Raw genomic sequence first — 23410 nt, forward strand, 5'->3', positions numbered from 1 at the left:
CTTGAGAAACAACAAGGGGCCGCGATGGCCCCTTTCTGTTTTATCCTTCAAACTCAATTTCATTTTGCGGCGAACCGAAAATAGGTAAACCGTCTTCAGACCAAAACACAGGCTGAATACAAGCGTGACGGTTTGGATCCCATAGAGGGTCTCCCTCAATGCCTTTATAGTTGCGCGCATGATAAATCATATAATCACGCTGGCCGTCTTTGCTGGTCGTAAAGCTATTGTGGCCAGGGCCATAGATGTGCTTCTCTTCATCGGTGACAAAAATCGGCGACAGCGCTTTGTGCCAATTGGAAGCGTCCAATAAGTCAGCATTTTCATCAATAGACAGTAACCCCATGCAATAACGTTCATCGGTTGCACTTGCTGAGTACGTTAGGTAGATACGTCCGTGACGATGTAAGACTGCTGGGCCTTCGTTGACCAAAAAGCCTTGCACTTCCCAATCAAATTCCGGTTTGGTTAATAGCACAGGTTCGCTTGACAAATGTGTTGGTGAATCCATCGTGGCGATATACAAGCAGGAGTTACCTGGAATCACCGCATCTTTCTGCGCCCAGATGTAATACCATTGACCGTTATGTTTATAACACGTGGCATCTAAACAAAAACTGGCGAGCCCGCTATCGACTTGAGTGGGTTCGCTCCATTGACCCTCTAACGGGTTATCGGCTTGAGTCGTGATGGCGTACATGCGATGCTGAAAAGCATTATCGACAATTTCACGGTTTGGCGCGGCGGCGAAATAGATAGCCCACGTGCCGTCAATATAGTGAATCTCTGGTGCCCAAATTAGGTCTGAATATGGCCCGCTACTGGGTTTGTGCCATACATCAACGATCTCATTGGTCGTGGCCAGCTCGGCCAAGTCTTGAGCGCGGCGAAGTTCAAGGCGATCATACTCAGGGACTGACGCCGTGAAATAGTAATAACCGTCGCTGTGCAAATACACAAATGGGTCTGCACGTTGTTCAATGAATGGGTTGGTTAAACTCATTGGGGCTCCTAGCCATGAAATCATGGTTTGTTTCTATAAAAGTAATTCCGACATTAAGTGGACTCTCGGCACACTAATTCACCTTCTATTTTCATCAAAAGCAGTTCAGGTGATGTCGGGGACAGCAAGGTTTCGACGGCGACACGGCCCATTTCATCGTAGGGAAGGTCGACCGACGAGAGAGAGGGCGTCAGTTGGCTGGCTAAAAGTTGGTTATCGTAGCCAATGACGGCGATATCCTCAGGAATCGTTAGGTTTGCGTGAGTAATGGCTTGGTATGCGCCTAAGGCCATTAAGTCGCTAGCACAAAAAATCGCATCCGGTCGAACGCGAGCGTTGAGCAGTGTTTGGGTTTCTAGATAGCTTTGTTTTACGGACCAGTTTCCTGGTTTGATCCAAGCTTCATTGATAGGAAGATCTGCATTGGTCATCGCTTGGCGAAATCCACGAAGGCGTTGAACAGAGGAGTCTGCCCAACTTTCACCCGTTATCATCGCAATGCGTTGATAACCGCTGTCAATCAGGTGTTGGGCCGCGTGGTAACCACCAAGAAAATCCGAGGTTACGACACTTGGAATGGTCGACGTTTTTGCGGTATGTGTGCAATTGAGCATTAATACGGGCAAAGAGGTGGGCAGCGCATCATCGATTTCAGTGGGTGTATTTAACGCGTAAATTAAACCATCAAAATTACCGTTTAAGATGGTCTCTAGCATGCAGGTTTTTAGCTCTTCGTTATCTTCGTAGTCAAAAACTGTCAAAATAGCGTCCAGTTCCCATGCACGTACTTTCGCAGCGCTAAGCGCATTAATGAAAGGGTCATGCATGTTCATGCTATTAACCAGTAGAGCGATGCGCCGATGTGATTGAGCGTGATAAATGTGGGCGCGCATTTTATAGCCCAACTCTTTCGCTTTATTGATCACTTTATCGCGAGTTTCTTGCGATATTTTCACGCTGTCAGAGCCGTTTAAAATAATTGATACGGTGGGTTGTGAAACGCCAACCGCAGTGGCGATATCTAACATTGTGACTTTTTTCTTACGCATAGCTCTACTTCTGTTAATCGTATTATATGAACATGGATTTAGAGGTTTGCGAGCATATCGTTGATGCGGCTTTCCGCATCCGCTAACGCTTCATCAACGGGTTTATTGCCCATGATTGCGGCAGCCAGTTCTTCGCCAATAATGTCTTGAATCGCCCATTGACGTTTAACGCCAGCAGGCAGTCCGCGGCCTGTCTGGGTGATCGACAGAATCTCTTGACGATGAGGAAGTGACAAGAATTGATCATCATCCAATACACTCGCAACGCTCGGTAAATGACCGGTACGCGACCATTCTATGTCATTGTCTGCAAAGAATTTAAATAGTTTTGCAATCGCGGCATCTTTTTCATCAGAGCGGCGTTGATTCGGTACAACCCAAGAGTGACCATCCACATAATGGGCTTTTGCGCCATCAAACAGCATCGGGTAGGGGGCAACATCATAGCTGTTGTACAGTGGGCTGCTTTCTTGGTGCGATTGTTCATCATAGGTACCAAGTAGCCAGTTACCATTGAGTAAGATTCCGCCCTGACCATTACTAAATGCTGAGACCGTAGCAGGGTAGTCCATATTTTTGGTCGTCAGGTTTTGCTCATAAATGGTCTTGAACAGATTGACGATGTTTTTGGCTTCTGGGGTTTGCAAAGAGATTTTGTTCGCATCATCAAAGAAGCCGCTGTTTTGCTGGAACATGTAGGTGTAGAACATGCGTGCATAGGCCGCGGTTTCATTGGATAAGATTTGAATGAAATACGGTTTGCCTGTGGCATCTTTAAACTGCTTTGCTTGAGCCAGTAATTCTTCTGGCGAGTTGGGCAAAATAGCGTTACCTGCGTCATCAACTAATTTGGCTTGTTTCATCAAGTCCATGTTGATGTGAAACAGCATGGTCCAAGTATCAATCGGCAGGCCATAGAAATGTCCTTCACGCGTCACGCCATTGGTGGCGGTTGGCGTAAACGTCGACTTATCAATGTTGGCTGTGGTCAGAAAGTCATCAATAGGCACGATTAAGTTACGTGATTGATAATCAGAGATAACCGAGTTATGCATGGTGACCACATCTGGCGGCGTACGTGATGCCATTTGCGCGGTGAGCTGATCATATCCTGGCCATTCTACGGTAGAGACATGCACTTCAATATCCGGATTTTCTTTGTCGAATTTATTGAGTAAGGTCGTCATGATGCCGCATTCACCGCTTGATGAAGCCACATCAGTCGATTGACCATACTCTGCTTCACACGCCCCAAAAAATCGCTGAATATTGAGGTCGGTTTTGGCTTGTACGGCGCCAGCAGAGAGCAAACAGCCGACTGCGAGTGACAGAGTTGATAAGTAGGTTTTCATAGCAAAGCCTTTTGTTATCGTTAATTTTTGCCTACCAGTGATGATAGGCATTCACGTTTTGGGTGCTCAAACAGCAGAGCGTGTTAATTATTATTTGCTTGTCATCATTGTTTGACTGCGCCGCCAGCAACGGCTGTCACAATGTGTTTTTGGAAGAAGATGTAAACCAAGATAATCGGAATCGCCGAGAAGATGGCTTGTGAACTCAAAAAGCCTAAGCCTTCACTTTGTGCAAAGTTGGTTTGCGACGAAGCGATACCAATGGTGATGGTATACATTGACTTATCGGTCGCAGAAATTAGCGGCCAGAAATAGTCATTCCACGATGTTAAGAAGGTCAAAATGGCCAATGTTGCCTGAGCTGGAACGGTCAATGGCAGTAAAACTTTCCAAAATATCTTAAATTTAGAGGCGTTATCCATGATTGCTGCTTCATCGATCTCTTTGGGGATTGCTTTAAAAAACTGAGTCATAAGGAACACGCCAAACGGCGCAGAAAGCCCAGGAAGAATTAAGCCTAAATAGGTGTTGTGCAGCTGAACTTCACTAAATAGCTGGTGGCGCGCAATGATTACCGCTTGTTCTGGGACAGCAAGTCCCATCAACACGATGACGAACAGGACTTTTTTGCATGGAAAGTCCAAGCGAGCAAAAGCGTATCCGGCCAATGACGATAGTACGAGTACCCCCAGTGTCATGCAGCCGGATACGACTAAACTGTTCATTAGCCATTGAAAGACCGACGAGTTGTGGAAAATATCCACGTAGTTTTGCAGCGTATACGGGAAGCGAAATACCGCATCCGTTCCAAGCATAAGTTCTTGGTTGTTTTTAAGACTTAACCCAACCATCCATAAAAATGGCGCCAGCATAATGAAAGACATCACGATGGTGAGCCACAAAATGGCTTTGGATGTTTTATGTTTATTTGGGTTATATGTATGAGTCTGAGGCTGGTCAGACGATGGCACGCGTGGTGCAGATGAAACTCTCATTTCGCTCATAATCCTTATCCCTTCTTACGGCTCATGGCAAATTGCGCAAGGGCGGCGATTAGAATAATCACAAACAATATTTGTGATGCAGCCGCAGCCATACCGATATCCCAGCGACGGAAGCCCGCGTCATATATGAACATGACAATCGAACGCGATGAGTTGTTGGGGCCTCCATTGGTCATCAATAGTGCCTGACCAAACAGTTGAAATTGCATGACAATTTCGATGATAGTCACCAATATGATGGTGCGAGTTATCGATGGCAGTGTAATACGGCGAAACGTCGTCCATTTACTGGCATTATCGAGTTGAGCCGCTTCGTACAGCTCTTTTGGAATCTGCTGTAACGCTGCAGTGAATAAAATCATCGGCAGACCGAGACACCACCAAATGGTGGCAATACCGATCGAGTGCAATGACCAATCTGGGCTAGATAAGAACGGAATCGGTTCAAGGTTAAACCAACGGAAAACCATCGCCATAAAGCCATCATTGGGGATAAAAATAATTCGCCAAATAAGAGTGACAACGGTGACCGATAGAATCGTCGATGCAAAGAAAATCCCGCGTAGCACATTGGCAGTGCGCGTTTGTTGGTTGAGCGCCAACGCAAGTAGCAGGCCGATAACCACCAAAATAGGCACAGTAAACAAGACGAAGTAACACGTATTCCAGACGGTTTGCAAAAAGATTTTATTGCTAAATAGGCGCTCGTAATTACTGAGCCCGACAAATTGCCCAGGACCAAATAAATCCACCTTTTGAAAGCTAAGATGAATACCCCAAACGAGTGGAATGGCAATCATGGTGACAAACACAAATAAGTAAGGGGTAACAAACAAAAAGTTCCCCCAACGCTCTCGAGCTGACCTCGCTTCCTGAATCATACTCGGCCTCCGTGGTAGGCACGGCCTTGTGAGTCAAACAAATGTATAGACTCAAGGTCAATGTTCAATCCAATCGCTTGGTTAAGTTCGATAAGCTCTTTACTGCTTGCTTCGGCGATGATCATTTGCCCGGTAGAGAGTTCAACGTAGACCAAGGTTCTGTCACCGAGACGTTCAATAAAGTTGACCACACCGGTGGCGTGGCAGCGAGCATCTGCAGCCGTCACGTAAATATCTTCAGCGCGAATACCCATTTCAAACTTATCATCAAATGGCAGGGCATCTGCACTGACTGTGGTTGCTAAAGGCTCAAATGGATCCACATGGATGAGTGCTCGGTCATGTTGTGAAACAAGACGCTCGACGGGTAAGAAGTTCATCGCAGGAGAGCCAACAAAACCCGCGACAAATTTACTCGCTGGGCGCTGATAGATTTCGATTGGCGTACCAATTTGTTCTATCTTGGTTTGATTGAGTACCACAATTCGGTCGGCCAATGTCATCGCTTCGACTTGATCGTGAGTCACGTAAATCATCGTTGCGTTGACGCGTTGGTGAAGTTGAGCCAATTCGATACGAGTTCGGCTGCGAAGCGCGGCATCCAAGTTTGACAGTGGCTCATCAAACAAAAAGGCGCTTGGCTCACGAACAATCGCTCGCCCAATCGCTACCCGTTGACGTTGCCCGCCCGACAATTCTGCCGGTTTGCGTTTCAGTAAATGTTCTATTTCTAAGATGCGCGATGCTTCGCCAACGCGCTTGTTGATCACTGCTTTTTCTGTACCTATGTTTTTTAAACCAAAGGTCATATTTTCTTCGACGGTCATGTGCGGATAAAGCGCATAACTTTGAAAAACCATAGAGATATTGCGACTGCCAGGGGCTAAGGTATCGAGACGATGGCCATCCATCCAAATTTCACCGTCGCTTAAATTCTCAAGTCCGGCAATCATGCGAAGTAGCGTCGATTTTCCACAGCCAGATGGACCAAGGAAAACGATAAATTCTCGTTCGTTGATATGGAAGGTAATGTCGTCTAAAACCTTTGAGCCATCAAACGCTTTGGTTAGATTTTTGATCTCAATTGATGAAGCCATAGGTTCTTCCTTGTTCGGTTCTTTGTAGGGTTTTTATGAGGTTTTATTGTTTTGAATAATACTATTACTAATAATATTAGCTGAGAATGGTTGTTATATAGAAAAGACAAATAGTTCACAAAACGAACGGCGAGGAATGGCGAATCTATCGGCTCAATCACAAATTGATGAAAGTCGACCATTGGGTTGATGGCTGAGTTTCATCAGTTCATAACTATGAGTGATAGTGCGGATGGCAAAGCGCCCAAGGACAGTGACTTGGGCGCGGTTTAATGTGGACGCTTATATGCTAAGGAGTAGGGGAAATGCTTATTTCACCATTGGTGCTTTATTGAAGTGGCTATCAATCATTCGTTGGGTAATAGGGTGCTGAGGGTTGGCTAATACTTCTGCTGTCGCACCGGCTTCCACCACTTTGCCTTCGTGCATCACCATCACTTTATCGGTGATGTGTTTAATCACTCCAATGTGCTGTGAAACATAGACAAAAGACACACCCATTTCTTCCTGTAGCTCTAAAAAGAGGTTAAGAATCTGCGAACGCATGGCCATATCGAGACCATTAAGGGCTTCGTCGGCAACGATGATCGATGGCTGAAGAATTAAAGCTCGAGCTAAGCACACACGCTGTTTTTGACCTGTGGCGAGCATTTGTGGATAAAAGTAAGCATGTTCAGGCAGCAAGCCCACTCGAAGTAAGGTCTCTTTGACCCGTTTCGTCCGGGCTTCGTGGCTCATACTGGTGTTTCGAATCAGTGGTCCTTCAAGGATTCGACCTATTTGAATTCGTGGATTGAGCGAAGTATTGGGATCTTGAAATATCATTCGAATCAGCTTACAACGTGTCGAATAATCTTTATGCTCAAGCAGCTCACCATTCACGCGAATCTCACCTGATGATGGCTCAATGACTCCCGCTAACATGCGTGCCACTGTTGATTTGCCAGAGCCATTTTGGCCAATGAAACCAATGGTTTGTCCAGCATCTAAGCTGAAATTGACGGGTTTGACTGCGTGATGAATTTGCTTACGAAATAAGCCGGGGCGGGTAATGAAATCTTTGGATAACCCCGCGACTTCTAACAGACTGCTCATACACCTTTCTCCGTTATGGCTTTATCGCTGACCGGCTTACTCTCTAGAGGCTTTTTACCCATGCCGCGTTTTTCAATCGCTTTTTTATCGCTAACTTTTTTGTCACTGACCTTCTTTTCAGTATTGAGAGGAAAATGACAGGCAAACTTATGATTTTTAATACGCTGAGTACGCGGGCTCTCCACACATTGGCGTTGAGCATAAGGGCAGCGTGGGCCTAGACGACAACCAATCGGCAGGTGCTGCAACGGTGGAATCGAGCCAGGCAGCGATTGTAGTTTCTGCTTATGAGGGATACTTTCGTCAAAGTCGGGCATCGCTTTGAGTAACGCCGCAGTATAAGGATGCTTAGGTTTTGCCATGATCTTTTTTGTGTCTGCCGATTCCACCGACTGCCCACAATACATAACCGTAATGCGGTTTGCCCATTGGGTGATGGTGGTTAAGTCATGTCCAACCAGCATAATTGTGGTGTTGTCGATCTGATTCATACGACTAAGCAAGCGCAAAATTTGCGATTGGGTGATTGGATCCAGGTCGTTCGTTGGCTCATCGGCGATCAAAAGTTTGGGTTTAGCCGCAATCGCCATTGCAATCATGACTTTTTGACATTCACCATCGGTTAACTCATACGGATAACTTTTCATGATGCGATGGTGATCTTTGATGCCCACTTTATGCAATAATCCTTTCGCTTGTTTCCGACGCCATTTAAAACGTTGCCACCACTTGCCAGCAAACGCGCGTGATGGAATGGATTCAATAAGCTGACGGCCCACTTCTTCCGAAGGGTCTAAACAGGTTGATGGCTCCTGGAAAATCATGGCGACGTCGCGAGCAATCACACGGCGGCGTTCGCGGGGAGTGAGCTGCAATAAATCAATGTTGCCTAGGCGCATGCGATCAGCCGACACGCGCCAGTTATCTTTCATCACGCCAACAATGGCTTTGGCAACCAAACTTTTGCCCGATCCAGACTCACCAACCAGCCCACGGATTTCGCCTTCGGTCATGGTTAGGCTCATTCGGTCAACCGCTTTCATCAAGCCTTGTGGGGTTTCAATTTCTATCGTCAGATGACGAATATCCAACAATGCCATTATTCGATTCCTGCGTTTAGCGCGCGTCTGACGCCTTCACCAACTAAATTGATGATAATTACGGTAAACATGATGGCGAGCCCCGGAAGCGTTACTGTCCACGGCGCTAAGTAAATAAGTTCAACAGAGTCACCGAGTATCGCTCCCCACTCGGTACTTGGGGCTTGGGCACCCAAACCCAAAAAACCAAGTGCAGTGATATCGAGTATGGCAATGGTTAAACCCAAGGTGATTTCTGAGGCAATGACCACCAAAATATTGGGGAAAATCGAGTTCCACAGTAGGTAGAGATCATTGGCGCCATCTAGGCGGGCGGCCATGATGTAATCTTTCTCTACTTCACGGTGCACGGCCAAATAGACCGAGCGAATGAAACGCGGAATCAGCGCAAGGCCTATCGCCAGTAAGATATTAAATTCCCCAAAGCCGAGGAAAGCGACAAAAATGATCGCCAGCAGCAATGAAGGAATAGACATTACCGTATCGAGCAGGTGGTTTAGCGTGCTCGACAGCAAGCCCTTGGTCATGCCCGCTAAAATGCCGATCGAACAACCCAGTAATGCTGCAACCGCGGTGATAATGACGGCGGCGCCAAAGGTTAGGCGTGAACCATCAATTAAACGCGACAAAATATCGCGGCCCAAGTCATCGGTGCCCAAAAAGTAATCGACGGTACCCGCAGGATTCCAAGATGGCGGCAGTAAAAGCTCACCTGACTGCATCTGCGGATCATTAGGAGCAATCCACGGTGCGGCAAGCGTGATCAGCACAATAAGGACTAAGCACCACAGCGCAAACATCGCCATGCTATTGGCACGATAGCTGCGCCAAAATCGCTCAAACTGAGTGGGAATATGCTCTTCCTGGTAAACACTATTTGTTAGCATACCATTCCTTTCTCACCAATGGGTTGATGATGGCGCCAATCAAATCGGAGAGTATGTTGGCGGTTAAAACCAGTGTGGCAACGACAATCACGCCCGCTTGAATCGAAACATAATCTTGGTTGGCTAAAGCATCAAGGAGCCAGCGTCCAATGCCGGGCCAGTTAAAAATCGACTCGGTCATAATCGCTAAGGTTATCATGGTCGACAGTTGAACCCCAATTTTAGGGATGATCGGCGGAATCGCGTTTCTAAGCACATGTTGAGTGACAATTTCGTACGTCGAGAGACCTTTAATACGCGCGGCGCGAATGTAGTTTTGACGCATCACTTCAGCAACTGCAGTTCGCATCTGACCAATCACTTGGGTGGTTGGCGTCAGTGCTAAAACCAGACACGGTAACATTAAATGTTCGATAACACTTTTTAACGCGTGGGCGCGGTATTCACCCTCGGAGATAAAGGCATCAATGATCGAAAAACCGGTGACGTGTTTGAAGTCGTAGAGGAGATCATAACGGCCAGAGACAGGAAAAACTTCGAATTTGAGTGAGAAGAACATGATCATCATCAGCGCAAACCAGAAGATGGGCGTCGAGTAACCGGACATCGAAATGAATGAAATAATATTATCAATCCATTTACCTTGCTTCATGCCGGCAATGGTACCAAGTGGAATGCCCACCAACAGCGACATAACAAACGCAATCAAACATAACTCAAGCGTTGCTGGAAAGACGACTTTGAGTTCGTCAACGATCGCCACGCCATTTTTATTCACGCCGAAATTTAGCTGCAGCAGTTCACCGAGGTAGCTTGACCAACCTTGCCAGAAGCCAATTTCATTCCAGTGTGAACTTGGGTCGAGTCGCAGCAAACTGAAACCGACCACGGTCAATATCAGCAAGGTGATAATAAACAGGTTAAAACGTCGAATAGCGTACAAAACCATTTATTTAACCCTCTCTACCAAATCAAACGGCTGAGCGTTGAAAGGGCTGACGCGGAAACCCGTTAGTGTTTTTGAATGGGCGCGAAATTGCATGCCGTGACTGAGTGGTATCACCGGAAAACTCTCGTTCAGTATGTTTTGAGCTTGTTTATACAAGTTAATGCGGTAACGCGTTTTATCGACTTCTAACGCGAGATCGAGTAGGAAATCAAAATCTGGGTTACACCAGACTGCAATATTAACGCCTGCGTTGTGTGAGTAACAAGAGAGCAGCGGGCGTAAAAAGTTATCTGGGTCGCCAGTATCGGCAATCCACCCAGTGAGATACAGGTCGCTATTGGTTTGCAGTGATTGCTGGCGGTCAAAACGGTCGTCTGTCACGATACGTAGCTGCACACCAACATCCGCAAGGTTTGATTGAATTAGCTCAGCAGTCTTTCTCGGGCTTGGGTTATAAGATCGAGGTTCCAAAGGCACAGACATTGTCAGCTCTAACCCTTGCTCATAACCTGCTTCACGCAGTAAACCAATTGCATAATTCCGGTCGTAGCGAATTTGGGTATTTTCACGTTGATAGGCCCAAGAATCGGGCGGAAGTAATGAATAGGCTTGAGTGCCGGTACCGTAGTACACCGAATCGAGAATGTTTTGACGATTAATGGCGTAGTTTAACGCCTTACGCACGCGAACATCATTGAGCGCAGGGTGTGAGGTATTAACCGCAATAAACGAAACGTTCATGGTTGGTTTGGCCGTCAATTCAATGTTATCACTGGCTTCAATGATCGGAATCTGGCTCGAAATCGGGGAACTCAGTACATCACACTCGTTACGCAGTAATTTCGCCAGTGTGCCAGTACCTCGGTGAGAAATATCAAACACCACTTGCTGCATCAAGGCAGGTTGTTTCCAATAGCGGTTGTGACGTTTGAGGCGAACTAAGTCGTTGGCTTGGTAATCTTCTAGATAGAAAGGCCCAGTGCCGACGGGTTTTTCATCAAGTTGCGGTTTTTCGTCGCGTAATTCCAATTGCGTCGCATACTCTTTGGAGAGAATGACGGCGTGGCTGGTCGCGATATTTGATAAAAAGCTGTTATCTGGGCGACTAAGTGTGAACTTAACTTGATGTTCAGATAGCGCTTCTACCTTGGTCACCAAATTTTGAAAATCAATGCCGTAAAACCAAGGGTAAGTGGCATTGCCAGTATGGTGGAAAGGATGATTTTCATCAATGATGCGTTTAAAGCTAAACACCACGTCATCGGCATTTAATGGACGAGTCGGCGTAAACCAGGCGGTGTGATGGAATTGCACGTTATTACGTAGGGTAAACGTATATTCAGTACCCGCATCATTCACTGTCCACTTAGTGGCAATATTGGGTTGTGGCTGATAAGACGTGGGATCGAGCACTAATAATGTATCGAAGAGTTGAGGGCTCAAGGTTTCCGATGTAATGCCACTGTCGACCAGTTGTGGATTAAAGGTTTCCGGACCAGCTTGGCCACAAAACACAAAGCCAGTTTTTCTGATTTCACTATGGTCAATCTCTTTACCACAACCAGCGAGCAAGCTAAGGCTAAAAATACTTAGCGTCAGTTTTACAAAAGCTTTCATAGAGAGCTCAAATTCATTTAAACAAGACATAAGGCATGAATTCCAGATGCCTTTGGATCAGAGTAATTTACCATTTTTGCTATTGTGAACCAAATGAAAAACGGAAAACCTTTTAGTTTAAGATAGGTTAGTGAGCTGATACTTTCTAATCATTCCGCGAAATTGATGGTAACTCAGTCCTAACAGCTCAGCCGCTTTACGCTGATTAAATTTGGCTTGTTGCATGGCATGTGTGAGTAACTCGATATCTTGTTCTGCTTGCCAAGTTTTGTAATCGATAGGAAATTCAAGCTTGCTGAGTGGCTGTTTGGGTTGTTCCACTTTTTGCTGTGGTGTTTGTTTGTCAGGGTGCCATTCCACCTCAAACGGATTGAATTGTAAGGTATCAATAGGCGTTTGTTGCTGACCGTGCTGATAGACCGCGCGCTCGATGACATTTTTTAGCTCACGCACATTGCCTGGCCAATGGTAACTGAGTAGGGCGTTTTGAGCGGAAAGCGAAAACCCAGCGAAATACTCTAATCCGATTTCTCGGCACATGCGAATGGCATAGTGTTCGGCAAGCAATAGAATATCTTCTGTGCGGTGGCGAAGTGGTGGTAATTGAATGACATCAAACGCTAAGCGGTCAAGCAGATCGGCGCGAAATTCGCCTTGGCTGGCCATTTCAGGCAAATTAGCATTGGTTGCACAAATAAGACGTACATTCGCGCTCATCGACTTATCACCGCCAACCCGCTCATATTCGCCGTATTCAATCACTCGAAGTAGTTTTTCCTGAACCAGCAATGGCGATGTAGCCAGCTCATCAAGAAAAAGAGAGCCTCCTTCTGCGCGTTCGAAGCGCCCTTTATGTTGACCTCGAGCGCCAGTAAATGCCCCTGACTCATGACCAAATAATTCCGAATCGATCAAACCTTCACTTAGGGTAGCGCAATTGAGAGAGATAAGAGGCTGGTCCCAACGTGCCGACAGATAATGAAGTCGCTGAGCAATCAACTCTTTTCCGGTGCCTCGTTCGCCAATGATCAAAACCGGGCGTTCAATAGCGGCCAGTTTTGAGACTTTATCAAGCACAGAGAGAAACGCCGGGGATTGCCCAATTAAATTCTGTTGCATTGCGCACCTTTAGAGTTGGTTAATTTCGCCTACTATCGGTTAAATTCATCACGCTTTCTGTCTGAGCACAAGACCCTATTTTTTAACTTATTGAATTGTATTGGATTTAATCTTGGCACGTTTGTTGATTAACCATACTCATCGAGCCGCAATTCGCGCTCACCAATTTTGTTAATAAAGGAGTGTCACATGGGCATTTTTTCTCGATTTACCGATATCATCAATTCCAACATTAGTGCGCTACTTGATAAAGCAGAAGACCCTGAAAAAATGATTCGTCTCATTATTCAGGAGATGGAAGATACCCTTGTTGAAGTAAGAACCAACTCTGCAAAAGCGATTGCTGATAAAAAAGAGCTGGCTCGCAAAGTCGAAGCAATTGAATCTCAAGTTGAGGAATGGCAGCAAAAAGCGACACTGGCATTGACCAAGCAAAGAGAAGATTTGGCTCGCGCAGCGCTGATTGAAAAGCAAAAATTACAAGATGTCCTCAAAGGTCTTCATACTGAGCAAACACTTGTCGAGGAAACGATAGAAAAATTGACCAGTGAAATCAGTAAGCTGGAAAGTAAAATTACCGAAACTCGCGCCAAGCAACAAGCACTCGCTATTCGTAATCAAGCGGCTTCAAATCGTCGGGATGTGCAAAAGCACCTGCACACTGCACGAACCAATGAAGCCATGGCAAAATTTGATCAGTACTCACGTAAAATTGATGAGTTAGAAGCTGAGGCAGATTTGTACTCCAATAGCGGTCAAGGTAAATCGCTCGACCAAGAGTTCGCTGAGCTTCAAGCGCAAGATGAGATTGAAAAAGAACTCGCAAAGCTTAAAGCGGATATGGAAAATAAGCAGCAATAAGGTCGTATGTAAACTCTCTGCCAATAATAACGGGCTCACTTGTGGGCTGTATAAGGAGCGATAAAAATGTCTTCGGTTTTGTTTTCCGGTCCATTGATTGTTTTTTTAATTTTCGTGGCCCCTTTGTGGTTAATTTTACACTATCGTAGCAAACGTAAAATGAGCCATAGCCTCTCTGGAGAAGAGCACGAGCGGTTAGATCAGTTAACGGAAAAGGCGCGAGGGTTGCAACAGCGCGTTGAAACCCTAGAGCGTATTTTAGATGCAGAATCGCCAAGCTGGAGGAATCGTTATGACTGATCTGTATCGCGATCCGGTGAATGGCAAACTGTCTGGGGTCTGCGCTGGGTTAGCCAATTTCTTTGGCATGGAAGTTTGGATTGTTCGTATATTGGTGATATCTGCGTTCTTGCTAGGGGGCAGTTTTCTGGTTGTCTTGGTCTACTTCGCGATGACGTTTATGCTGGAGAAGACCCCTCCAACGTATCAGAAAAATATCCAAACGGCACGTGAGCACACGCTTAAAAACAAGCCATGGCAATCGGGGCTTGGCGTCAGTGAGTTGCTCTCAACGTTGGAGCAAGATTTTGAGCAGATTGAACAGCGCGTAAAGACGATGGAAGCGTATGTGACGTCAGAATCGTTTAAGGTTAATCGCGAATTCAAAAATTTGTGATAGCGTCAAATTGGCGGTACGTTAAAATATTCGGCGCTGCGAGCGATAGGCTTAGCAGCGCCTTTGTATTTTTTGCGCCAATTCTGCTGACATTAGGACGAACATCATGACGGAGACAAACATTTGCGCATGGGCGCTTAATCACCCTCTAGAGCGAGAATATCATGATAGAGAGTGGGGCGTTCCCGTATATGATGATCGCACCTTGTTTGAGTTTGTGACACTTGAGGGAGCTCAAGCAGGGTTAAGCTGGATCACGATTCTTAAAAAGCGTGAAGGGTATCGTCAGGCCTTTCTTGATTATGATATTGCCCAACTGGCACAAAAAGGTGAGCACGATGTTGAAGTCATTATTGAGCAATTTGATGTTGTCAAACATCGCGGGAAAATTGCTTCGGTGTTTACTAATGCTAGGGCGACGCTCGAATTGATTCAAGAATATGGCTCACTCTCCAATGCATTGTGGCAATTTGTCGACAACCAACCGTTGATTAACCATTGGGAATCGATGTCTCAAGTGCCTGCATCAACACCCACCTCAAAAGCGATGAGCAAATTTTTAAAAAAGCGCGGTTTCAAATTTGTTGGTGAGACGATTTGCTATTCGTTAATGCAAGCCACTGGCATGGTGAATGATCACCTTATTGATTGCCCTAAAAAGCATCGCTAATTTGTTATTGAGATGGTAAGAAACAAAAAAGTCTGCCAACGGGCAGACTTTTTACTTCTCAAAAGACGCCGTTAAGAGGCGCTCGATTCTTTTTCAAGGATCACCGCGTTATAACGGCTTAGTCCAGCTTCAAGATCCGCGATGAGGTCATCCACATTTTCAAGCCCAATGTGTAGACGAATCAAGGTGCCTTCAAAGCCTGGGTTAGCGACTGTCCTCAGACTGTTGAAACTTTTGGGTTCGTTGGCCAAAATCAGGCTTTCAAACCCGCCCCAAGAGTAGCCCATACTGAAATGCTTCATACCGTCAAGCAATGCGGTGGTGGCGCGAGGTTCGCTGGTTTTCAATACAACGGAAAACAGCCCGTTACCGCCAGTAAAATCCCGTTCAAAAAATTCGTGACCGGGACAAGTGTCGAGCGCAGGGTGGCGCACATGGTCGACTTCAGGGCGCGTTTGTAGCCACTTGGCAATTTTCAAGCTGCTCTGCGCATGCTGCTGTAGGCGGATGTCCAGCGTGCGCAGCCCACGTAATCCTAAATACGCGTCATCAGGAGAAATACACTGGCCCATTAAGTAAGCTTGTTCACGCAGTTGATCCCAGTATTCACTGCTCGCAACAGCGGTTCCCAGCATGACATCGGAGTGACCGACAATATACTTGGTCGCTGCTTGAATCGAGATATCGACGCCATGATCAAACGGGGAAAAGTTCACCCCCGCAGCCCATGTATTATCCAACATGACAATAATGTCATTGTCGTGGGCGATACGTGAAAGAGTCGGAATATCCTGCACTTCCATTGTGATAGAGCCCGGTGATTCACAAAATAGGACTTTCGTGTTCGGCTGAATCAAGCTTTCAATATCAGCCCCTATCATCGGCGGGTAATAGGTGGTTTCGATACCCATTTTTTTAAGGATTTTTTCACAAAAATCACGAGTAGGCTCGTAACAGGTATCAGCCATTAAAATATGATCGCCAGACTCTACAAAAGCCAGTAGCGTATTGGAGATTGCCGCAGTGCCGCAAGGGAATAACGCGCATCCAGCGCCACCTTCAATCTCTGTCATCGCTTCTTGGAATGCGAAGTGGGTTGTCGTGCCGCGACGTCCATAAAAGAGGGTTTTATTCGCGCGGTTGATGGTTGCGTAATTTTTATCCGCGACCGTGTCAAAAACGACGGTAGACGCACGTTGTACGGGTGGGTTCACTCCGCCATGAGTCCATTTTTTGTTGCGGCCCGCAGTAATTAATTTGGTTTGTTTGTCTTGCGACATAAGCGTTCCTTGTCTTAACGTTATTGCTTATTTAAATCATGTGAACGCTTGAATATCAAGGGCAAAAAACGTTAACTGTACGTTTGTTAGCCTGTCAATTTCTTATATCTCAGATAAAAAAATACTGAATAAGGCGATTTAGACCAATAAATTACAATAATGGGTTAAAAAGATAGAAAACCCGTTCTAAGAAACGAGAATACAAGCTACGTTTCTGCCACTCAGTAAAATCAACACGGTATGACTGTTCGATATAGCTTTGTTGAAGTTCATACATTTCTTGCGTAAAGGTTTCGTCGTCAATGGCGAGCGTGAGCTCAAAGTTAAGCCACAAGCTTCTCATATCCATGTTGACGGTCCCAACTAAACAAAACTGGTGATCAATGACCACGGATTTAGTGTGCAGAAGGCCACCATAGAATTCATAGATTTTCACACCCGCTTGCATCAATTCAGTGTAAAACGCGCGAGATGCCCACTGCACCATCATTGAATCATTTTTATGGGGGATAATCAGTTCTACTTCGATGCCACGCTGCGCTGTCATTTTTAAGGTTTCAACTAAATCGGCGCTAGGGACAAAATAAGGTGTTGTGATACGGACCGATTCATTGGCTTGGTTGATGGCTAAGGTCAGGACTTGATGGATCAAGTATTCTGGCATTCCCGGGCCAGAAGGAACCACCTGAATTGGGTTTTGTACTTCTTCAGGTTCAACACTGCACTCAGGCAGAGAAGGTAACATACGCCGACCCGTTTCAACTTCCCAGTCCCAGCCATGGATCGCTGACATCACGTTGACGCTTGGGCCAGTGACTCGCACCATGATATCGACCCACTGACCAACACCAGAGTTTTGCTTGAAATAAGCCGGGTCGACCATATTCATAGAACCGGTGTAGGCGACGAGTTCATCAATGACGATGATCTTTCGATGCTGACGTAGATCAAGACGACGTAAGAAGATACGCCAAGGACTGACTTCTAACGCTTGCAATACCTCAATACCGGCATCACGCATCATGGTGTACCAAGGGCTTCGGAAAAAGCGAGGGCTGCCCGCAGAGTCGAGCAGTAATCGAACTTTTACCCCTCGTTTTGCTGCTTGAATCAGCGCCGTCGCCACGGAATCCGCAAGCCCTCCTGGGTGCCAGATATAAAACACCATCTGAATCGACGTTTGTGCGTTCTCAATATCATTGATCACCGAGTGCAAAATATCTTGTGGTGAGCTTTGCAGAGACAGTGTATTTCCACTTAATGCAGGTAGGCTTAATCTGTGATTACACAGTTGGTCAATTTTGTAGATATGCCGCCCCATGGTTTCAGGAGAGTGGGCGTTACAATCGTTAAGTTGGTTAAACCAGTGGCCAAAGGGCTCGAACATCTCTTTTGCACGTTCAGCGCGTTTTTTTCCAAGGTTCATTTCACCAAAGAGAAAATAGCAGATCACGCCCACAATCGGCAGGATGTAGATGATCATTAGCCAGGCGAGAGAGATGCTGACCGCTCGGCGCTTGAGTACCACTCTTAAAGTGACACCTGCAACCAGCAACCAGTAGACGACAATTCCGGCTAAGGTTAAGAAATGGTAGAACTTTTCCATTTGAAATCCTGGTCATTGGTTTGGAACGTAGATACTAAAACGAATTTGATACAAGAGGAACCGCCACGGCGCCAATATGCATGAAATTTAAATAAGAGATTAAATGTATATAACAAATAGAAAGGAGAAGGATGCGTTATGAGTGTTCAAAAAGGCAGCATTTAAAAGTAAAAATATTGTTCAAAACCAAAAAATATACCGTTTGGGCTTCCAATCCTAAACATAAACTGATTTACTTGCCACACTTCGCGGTAACCCCAAAATTCAGTTTTGTGTACACTTAATTTTACACTTAATTTTGGGAATGCAGAAAGCAAACACAACAGTGGTAATAGAACGATTATGGCAACAAATTCAAGAGAACACTTTTCAACGCGATTAGGGTTCATTATGGCAGCAGCAGGCTCTGCTGTTGGTTTAGGAAACGTTTGGGGTTTTCCGACAAAGGCGGCGAGCAACGGTGGCGCAGCATTTTTGGTGATCTACTTGGTGATGGTGTTTTTGCTCGCCTTTCCAATGTTGGTCGCAGAGTTAACGATTGGTCGTCATGGTCAGTCAAATCCCGTCGCTGCACTACGTAGTATCTGGACACGTAACCGAGCTGGCGCGACCTTTTTTGGCTTGATTGCTATGGTGACGGCGTCACTTCTTCTAAGCTTCTACTCCATTATTGCTGGTTGGCTCATGGGCTTTTCAGCAGCACCCACTTTTGAAGCGTTAGGTGTGACTTCGGTTTCCGAATGGTTAATCAACTTTGGGGATAGCCGTAATGTGTCACTGTCTGTGCTGTTTTCCCTATTAACCATTTACGTTGTGAAGAATGGCGTGGCTGATGGTATTGAAAAGTGGTCAACGCGTCTGATGCCGATGCTGTTTGCGCTGTTTGCAATTATGATTGTGTACATCTTTACGCAAGATGGTGCGGTTGAAGGTCTGAAAATGTACCTGATTCCTGATGTTTCACATATCACCGCACCTTTATTGGTTGATGCGCTAGGTCAAGCCTTCTTCTCACTCTCTCTCGGTGTTGGCTCGATGATTGCCTATGGCTCGTACTTGAAGAAAGAGGTGAATATTCCTAAAACAGCGGCACAAGTCGCGGCGATTGATACCGGTGTTGCCTTTGGGGCTGGGCTGTTGATTTTGCCTGCCATGTTTGTGGCCAAACACAATGGTGTTGAGATTTTTAATAACGCGGGCGAATTGATTAGCTCAAGTGATTTGGTCTTCCAAGTATTGCCTTCGATGTTTGATACCATGGGCAGTGCGGGTATTCTTATCGGTACGGTCTTTTTTATCTTAATGGTGATTGCTGCGCTGACATCATCGATTTCACTGCTTGAAGTCCCCGTGTCTTGTGCTCAAGATGAATTAAACATGACTCGTGGTAAAGCAACATGGCTTATCGGTGGTGTGATCATGCTGACCAGCATTGTGATTTCACTCAACTTTGGCGCGTTATTTAACTTTGTTGCGACCTTTACAACAGTCTACATGCAGCCGTTACTTGGCGCGGTTTGGGCTGTATTTGTTGGCTGGATCTGGCATCGTAACAATTTGCTGAATGAGATTAAGCAGGGCAATCCAGAGATCGAGCAAGGTCTGTTCTGGAAGATTTGGCCGTGGTATGTGCGCCTTGTATGCCCAGTTGCCATTGTTATGGTATTCGTATTTTCAATTCTATAACGATGACAGGTCTGAAAAGCCTCCTTTTAGGGGGCTTTTTGCGTTTCAGTCGCCGCGGTTTTCTGGTATTCGCTGTTTGAATCGGTATACTTTCGCCACCTAATTGGAGCGGCTTAATGTTTGACATCGTATATTCTCATTCCGACTTTGTTGTCATCAATAAACACCCGAATGTGTCTGTGCATAAGGATGACGGAGATACCGTACTGGTGTCTTCGGTGGCCAAAGCGGTTGAGTGCCAAAAGTTATATTTGGTTCACCGTTTGGATAAGATGACATCAGGCCTTTTGATCTTGGCTAAAAGTCATGACAGTGCCCGTCGTTTATCACAATTGTTTGCTGAGCGAAAAATTCAAAAGTTCTATTTGGCTATCGGAACGAAAAAGCCGAAGAAGAAGCAAGGTCTGATTCGCGGTGATATGGTGCGATCTCGTCGCTCAGCGTGGAAGTTGGTTGCGAGTACTGAGAACCCTGCAGTAACTCAGTTTTTGTCTGTCGCAGGAAGGCCCGGTGAGCGTGTATTTATCTGTAAGCCGCATACGGGTAAAACGCACCAGATTCGTGTTGCGCTCAATTCGCTCGGCTCTTCGATTGTTGGGGACCATATTTATTCGCCGTCAAGCCAAGCTGACCGTGGTTATCTTCATGCTTTTGCCCTGTGCTTCACGTATCAAGGGCAAGTTCTTGAGTTGGTGTGTGATCCAAGACATTACCAAGATTTTGGTCAGCAATGGCAGAGCACTGAAGTTAGCAGCGCGATAGACGCATGGTTGACGCCTTGGCAGCTCGACTGGCCCGCTTTGTAATCCATTCATTTTGATAGCTAACCGATAGTGCTATCTCTAAAAACAAGAGTAACGATTCATGCAAGCAAGCGCATTGCCCGTGTTTTTTGACTATTTAACCTCTCAGCTTGAGCACGCACCCGACGAGGTTCGCCGCCTTTTCCATGGACGAGGACGACGTTGGCCGGGGCTAGAACAGCTCACATGTGATTGGCTGCAGGGGCAATTAGTCATCTCACTATTTAAGCCCGTCGATGATGGGTTTCTCACCGAATTACAGCAAGGTGTTGAGCGTTTCACTCAACAAGAGTTGTGGTTACAAAAAGGCGGCCGCTGTGTGTTACTTCAACACCGTTATCAGGATGGAGCTCCTGCTCAGGTATTGTTTGGTGAGTTAGAAGAGGCACCTGTGGTCACTGAGAGCGGTTTACGCTATCAACTTAACTTGGGACGTAACCAAAATAGCGGGCTATTTCTGGATATGAGGTATGGGCGTGATTGGGTCCGCGGCCAAGCGCAGCATAAAAATGTGTTAAATCTCTTCGCCTATACCTGCGGTTTTTCTGTCGCAGCTATTGCTGGTGGTGCAGATAACGTCGTCAATGTTGATATGGCGAAATCATCACTATCAAGAGGGCGTGAAAACCATCGTCTCAATGGTCACAATCTGAATCAAGTGAAGTTCTTGGCGCATGATATCTTTAAATCTTGGGGAAAAATTAAAAAATCGGGTCCTTACGATCTGATTGTGATTGACCCACCATCGTTTCAAAAAGGAAGCTTTGCGCTGAGCAAAGATTATAAGCGTATATTGCGTCGATTACCTGAGTTATTGGCTGAGAAGGGGGAGGTATTAGCGTGTGTCAATTCACCCATGGTGAGCAGCGATTTTCTGATTGAAAGTATGCAGCAAGAAGCGCCGCAACTGCAGTTCATCGAGCGTTTGGATAATCCGCCAGAATTTGCTGATTTAGATTGTGAATCCGCCTTGAAAGCTCTGATTTTTAAATAAAAAAAGCCAGTCGAAAGACTGGCTTTTTTCCGCTAAGTATAAGCTGATTATTGACGTTCAAGCGTAAACATCTGATGTTCAAACCCTGCGGTACATTCGTACTGAAGCAAGTTTGCCCCATCGTCTGTTGACGCATTGAGTACATCTAAACACAGCTCACTGTTGCGGTTAATGATACGCCATTTGCCTGACCCTGCTGATTGGAAGCGGAACTGTTGATTCGCGCCGGCCCAGTATTCATAGAGCATAATATTTTCTCCATTGCTGGTTGACGAGTTATACACATCCAACGCTTGGTTTGGTGCATTTACCGGTGAAATGCGGTGCCAGATACCATCAACACTTGAGATATTGAATTTTTGGCAGTCGTTATTCAACCAGCCCCATTGTTGAACATTGGTACCGTTTTCAGTTCCGCAGTTTTCAACATCAATGGTTTTTCCACTATGAAGCGGTGTAATTTTGTACGTCCCATTGACAATACCGTTGTTGGTGGTGCCACAGCTTCCATTTGATACCGCTAACCCGGTATTCGCGCCCGCAGTTTGTGAAACAATGGTCGGTACACAACTGGCGTTATCTAACGAGTAGTTATAAGGAATCGAAATGGTTGTGGTTGAACTTGGGTTCGGGCCTGCGGGGTGAGAATCGTCACCAGGTGATGACCAAACCACATTATCCCAAATGTTGCCACTGACTTGCCAATAACCCATGTCATTGGTGTAGAAGGTACCAAGTGGATCTTTTGAGTCTTGCACATAGTTGTTTTCTGCGCGAATTCGGCCTCCGATACGAGGGTTCATACCAGAAGAGATCAACCCATTGTAGTAGTTGTTGTAGGAGTGTGCAGTCGCATGACGTAGCAGTGGGGTACGTGAATTGATATTTTCATAGTAGTTGTGATGGAAAGTGACAGGGCCATTGTTATCATCGCTATCACTTGAACCTACTAACCCGCCACGCCCAGAGTTGCGTAAAATACTGTAGGATAGGGTGACGTATTTGGTGTTGTTTTTCATATCGAACAACGCATCGTAGCCATCACTTTCACCGCCGCTTGCTTCAAGCGTGACATGATCAACCCAAACATTGCTGACATCTTTTTCCATGCCAATAGCGTCACCGCCATTCGATATTGGTGAGCCGGATTTTTTTACATTCCGAACATGGACATTTTGAATAATAATATTCGATGAATCACGAATATGGATGCCCAGTTGGTCGAATAAAGCGCCATTACCGACACCCAGCAGTGTAATATTACTGACTTCTTTTATTTCTATTTTATCTTCGGCGGTATTACAGCTATTACCGGAGACTTTACTGGTATTACTGTGATTAATTGTTCCTTCAACCTGAATAATAATTGGAGTATCACTGGAAGCACGATTACACAGTGCCTGGTGGATTTGAGTCCCGGTAGTGGCGTAAACCACATTCCCGCCAGCGCCGCCCGTTGTGCCGCCATTTTGAGTGGCGAAACCGTCAGCGAGTGCAGGTGTTGCCGCGAGAGAGACGGCAAGGGCAGTGAATTTTAAAGACATGGGTATGTGTCTATCTAATTGAATTATCATCATAAATCCTATTATATTGTTCTATAAATGATAAATCGGCCAACCAAGATGATACGACATCTTGACCATCATTTATTGTCGTTTCCGTTATTTGATTATTGCTATAA

The 23410-nt window shown here is 45.8% G+C and carries 21 protein-coding genes and 1 pseudogene; 7 read left to right on the forward strand and 15 right to left on the reverse strand.

Annotation, left to right across the window (positions count from 1 at the left end):
- Positions 1-40: 40 nt before the first annotated feature.
- The 12 genes and pseudogenes from M1D72_RS13375 to pspF all read right to left on the reverse strand — a co-directional run bounded on the left by M1D72_RS13375 (position 41) and on the right by pspF (position 13153).
- Positions 41-1003, reverse strand: a complete 963-nt coding sequence (locus M1D72_RS13375; protein ID WP_456297202.1) for a glycoside hydrolase family 43 protein — start codon at positions 1001-1003, stop codon at positions 41-43.
- 53 nt (positions 1004-1056) lie between these two features.
- Positions 1057-2052 carry a LacI family DNA-binding transcriptional regulator gene (locus M1D72_RS13380; RefSeq protein ID WP_456297203.1) on the reverse strand — a complete coding sequence of 332 codons (996 nt, stop codon included), beginning with the start codon at positions 2050-2052 and terminating at the stop codon, positions 1057-1059.
- 38 nt (positions 2053-2090) lie between these two features.
- On the reverse strand, positions 2091-3404 hold the full coding sequence (locus tag M1D72_RS13385; protein WP_390190267.1) for an extracellular solute-binding protein: 1314 nt from the start codon (positions 3402-3404) through the stop codon (positions 2091-2093).
- Positions 3405-3508: 104 nt separating this feature from the next.
- Entirely contained in the window at positions 3509-4408 is a 900-nt protein-coding gene (locus M1D72_RS13390; protein WP_390190265.1) for a carbohydrate ABC transporter permease, read from the reverse strand.
- Between the two features lie 5 nt (positions 4409-4413).
- Positions 4414-5289, reverse strand: a complete 876-nt coding sequence (locus tag M1D72_RS13395) for a carbohydrate ABC transporter permease (protein WP_456297204.1) — start codon at positions 5287-5289, stop codon at positions 4414-4416.
- The gene (locus M1D72_RS13400; protein WP_456297205.1) at positions 5286-6386 is read right to left on the reverse strand and encodes an ABC transporter ATP-binding protein; all 1101 of its coding nucleotides are present in this window, start codon (positions 6384-6386) and stop codon (positions 5286-5288) included. The genes M1D72_RS13395 and M1D72_RS13400 overlap by 4 nt, the downstream gene beginning before the upstream one ends.
- Before the next feature lie 309 nt (positions 6387-6695).
- Positions 6696-7481 carry a peptide ABC transporter ATP-binding protein gene (locus tag M1D72_RS13405; RefSeq protein ID WP_390190260.1) on the reverse strand — a complete coding sequence of 262 codons (786 nt, stop codon included), beginning with the start codon at positions 7479-7481 and terminating at the stop codon, positions 6696-6698.
- Between the two features lie 110 nt (positions 7482-7591).
- A pseudogene (locus M1D72_RS13410) lies at positions 7592-8581 on the reverse strand (peptide ABC transporter ATP-binding protein); the annotation flags it as partial.
- Positions 8581-9468: an ABC transporter permease subunit gene (locus M1D72_RS13415; protein ID WP_456297206.1), complete on the reverse strand. Its 888-nt coding sequence runs from the start codon at positions 9466-9468 to the stop codon at positions 8581-8583. The gene M1D72_RS13415 and the pseudogene M1D72_RS13410, both read right to left, overlap by 1 nt.
- Positions 9455-10417 carry an ABC transporter permease gene (locus M1D72_RS13420; protein ID WP_390190257.1) on the reverse strand — a complete coding sequence of 321 codons (963 nt, stop codon included), beginning with the start codon at positions 10415-10417 and terminating at the stop codon, positions 9455-9457. Before M1D72_RS13420 ends, M1D72_RS13415 begins: the two co-directional genes overlap by 14 nt.
- Positions 10418-12034, reverse strand: a complete 1617-nt coding sequence (sapA, locus tag M1D72_RS13425) for an ABC transporter substrate-binding protein SapA (RefSeq protein WP_456297207.1) — start codon at positions 12032-12034, stop codon at positions 10418-10420.
- A 117-nt stretch (positions 12035-12151) separates the two neighbouring features.
- Entirely contained in the window at positions 12152-13153 is a 1002-nt protein-coding gene (pspF, locus tag M1D72_RS13430; RefSeq protein ID WP_456297208.1) for a phage shock protein operon transcriptional activator, read from the reverse strand.
- 189 nt (positions 13154-13342) lie between these two features.
- On the opposite strand from pspF, the gene pspA reads away from it, so the two are divergent.
- The 4 genes from pspA to M1D72_RS13450 all read left to right on the forward strand — a co-directional run bounded on the left by pspA (position 13343) and on the right by M1D72_RS13450 (position 15360).
- Positions 13343-14014 carry a phage shock protein PspA gene (gene pspA, locus M1D72_RS13435; RefSeq protein WP_390190253.1) on the forward strand — a complete coding sequence of 224 codons (672 nt, stop codon included), beginning with the start codon at positions 13343-13345 and terminating at the stop codon, positions 14012-14014.
- 66 nt (positions 14015-14080) lie between these two features.
- Complete coding sequence (pspB, locus tag M1D72_RS13440; protein WP_456297209.1) at positions 14081-14314, forward strand: envelope stress response membrane protein PspB; 234 nt, start codon at positions 14081-14083, stop codon at positions 14312-14314.
- Positions 14277-14690, forward strand: a complete 414-nt coding sequence (gene pspC / locus M1D72_RS13445) for an envelope stress response membrane protein PspC (RefSeq protein WP_456297210.1) — start codon at positions 14277-14279, stop codon at positions 14688-14690. The genes pspB and pspC overlap by 38 nt, the downstream gene beginning before the upstream one ends.
- Before the next feature lie 106 nt (positions 14691-14796).
- Positions 14797-15360: a DNA-3-methyladenine glycosylase I gene (locus tag M1D72_RS13450; protein WP_456297211.1), complete on the forward strand. Its 564-nt coding sequence runs from the start codon at positions 14797-14799 to the stop codon at positions 15358-15360.
- Positions 15361-15431: 71 nt separating this feature from the next.
- Here the strand turns inward: M1D72_RS13450 and M1D72_RS13455 are convergent, their stop codons facing one another.
- Both M1D72_RS13455 and cls read right to left on the reverse strand, forming a co-directional pair.
- Positions 15432-16640, reverse strand: coding sequence for a cystathionine beta-lyase (locus M1D72_RS13455; protein ID WP_390190246.1), 1209 nt, complete (start codon positions 16638-16640; stop codon positions 15432-15434).
- A gap of 151 nt (positions 16641-16791) precedes the next feature.
- Positions 16792-18246: a cardiolipin synthase gene (gene cls, locus M1D72_RS13460; protein ID WP_456297212.1), complete on the reverse strand. Its 1455-nt coding sequence runs from the start codon at positions 18244-18246 to the stop codon at positions 16792-16794.
- A gap of 342 nt (positions 18247-18588) precedes the next feature.
- Here cls and M1D72_RS13465 point away from each other — a divergent pair, with 342 nt between their 5' ends.
- From M1D72_RS13465 to M1D72_RS13475, 3 genes are all read left to right on the forward strand, one after another.
- Entirely contained in the window at positions 18589-19932 is a 1344-nt protein-coding gene (locus tag M1D72_RS13465; protein ID WP_456297213.1) for a sodium-dependent transporter, read from the forward strand.
- Between the two features lie 116 nt (positions 19933-20048).
- Positions 20049-20738: a TIGR01621 family pseudouridine synthase gene (locus M1D72_RS13470; protein ID WP_456297214.1), complete on the forward strand. Its 690-nt coding sequence runs from the start codon at positions 20049-20051 to the stop codon at positions 20736-20738.
- Positions 20739-20796: 58 nt separating this feature from the next.
- Positions 20797-21729, forward strand: a complete 933-nt coding sequence (locus M1D72_RS13475; protein WP_456297215.1) for a class I SAM-dependent methyltransferase — start codon at positions 20797-20799, stop codon at positions 21727-21729.
- A gap of 47 nt (positions 21730-21776) precedes the next feature.
- On the opposite strand, the gene M1D72_RS13480 is transcribed toward M1D72_RS13475, so the two are convergent.
- On the reverse strand, positions 21777-23273 hold the full coding sequence (locus tag M1D72_RS13480; protein ID WP_456297216.1) for a pectate lyase family protein: 1497 nt from the start codon (positions 23271-23273) through the stop codon (positions 21777-21779).
- Between the last annotated feature and the right edge of the window lie 137 nt (positions 23274-23410).

This window comes from Vibrio sp. AK197 (assembly GCF_053903115.1).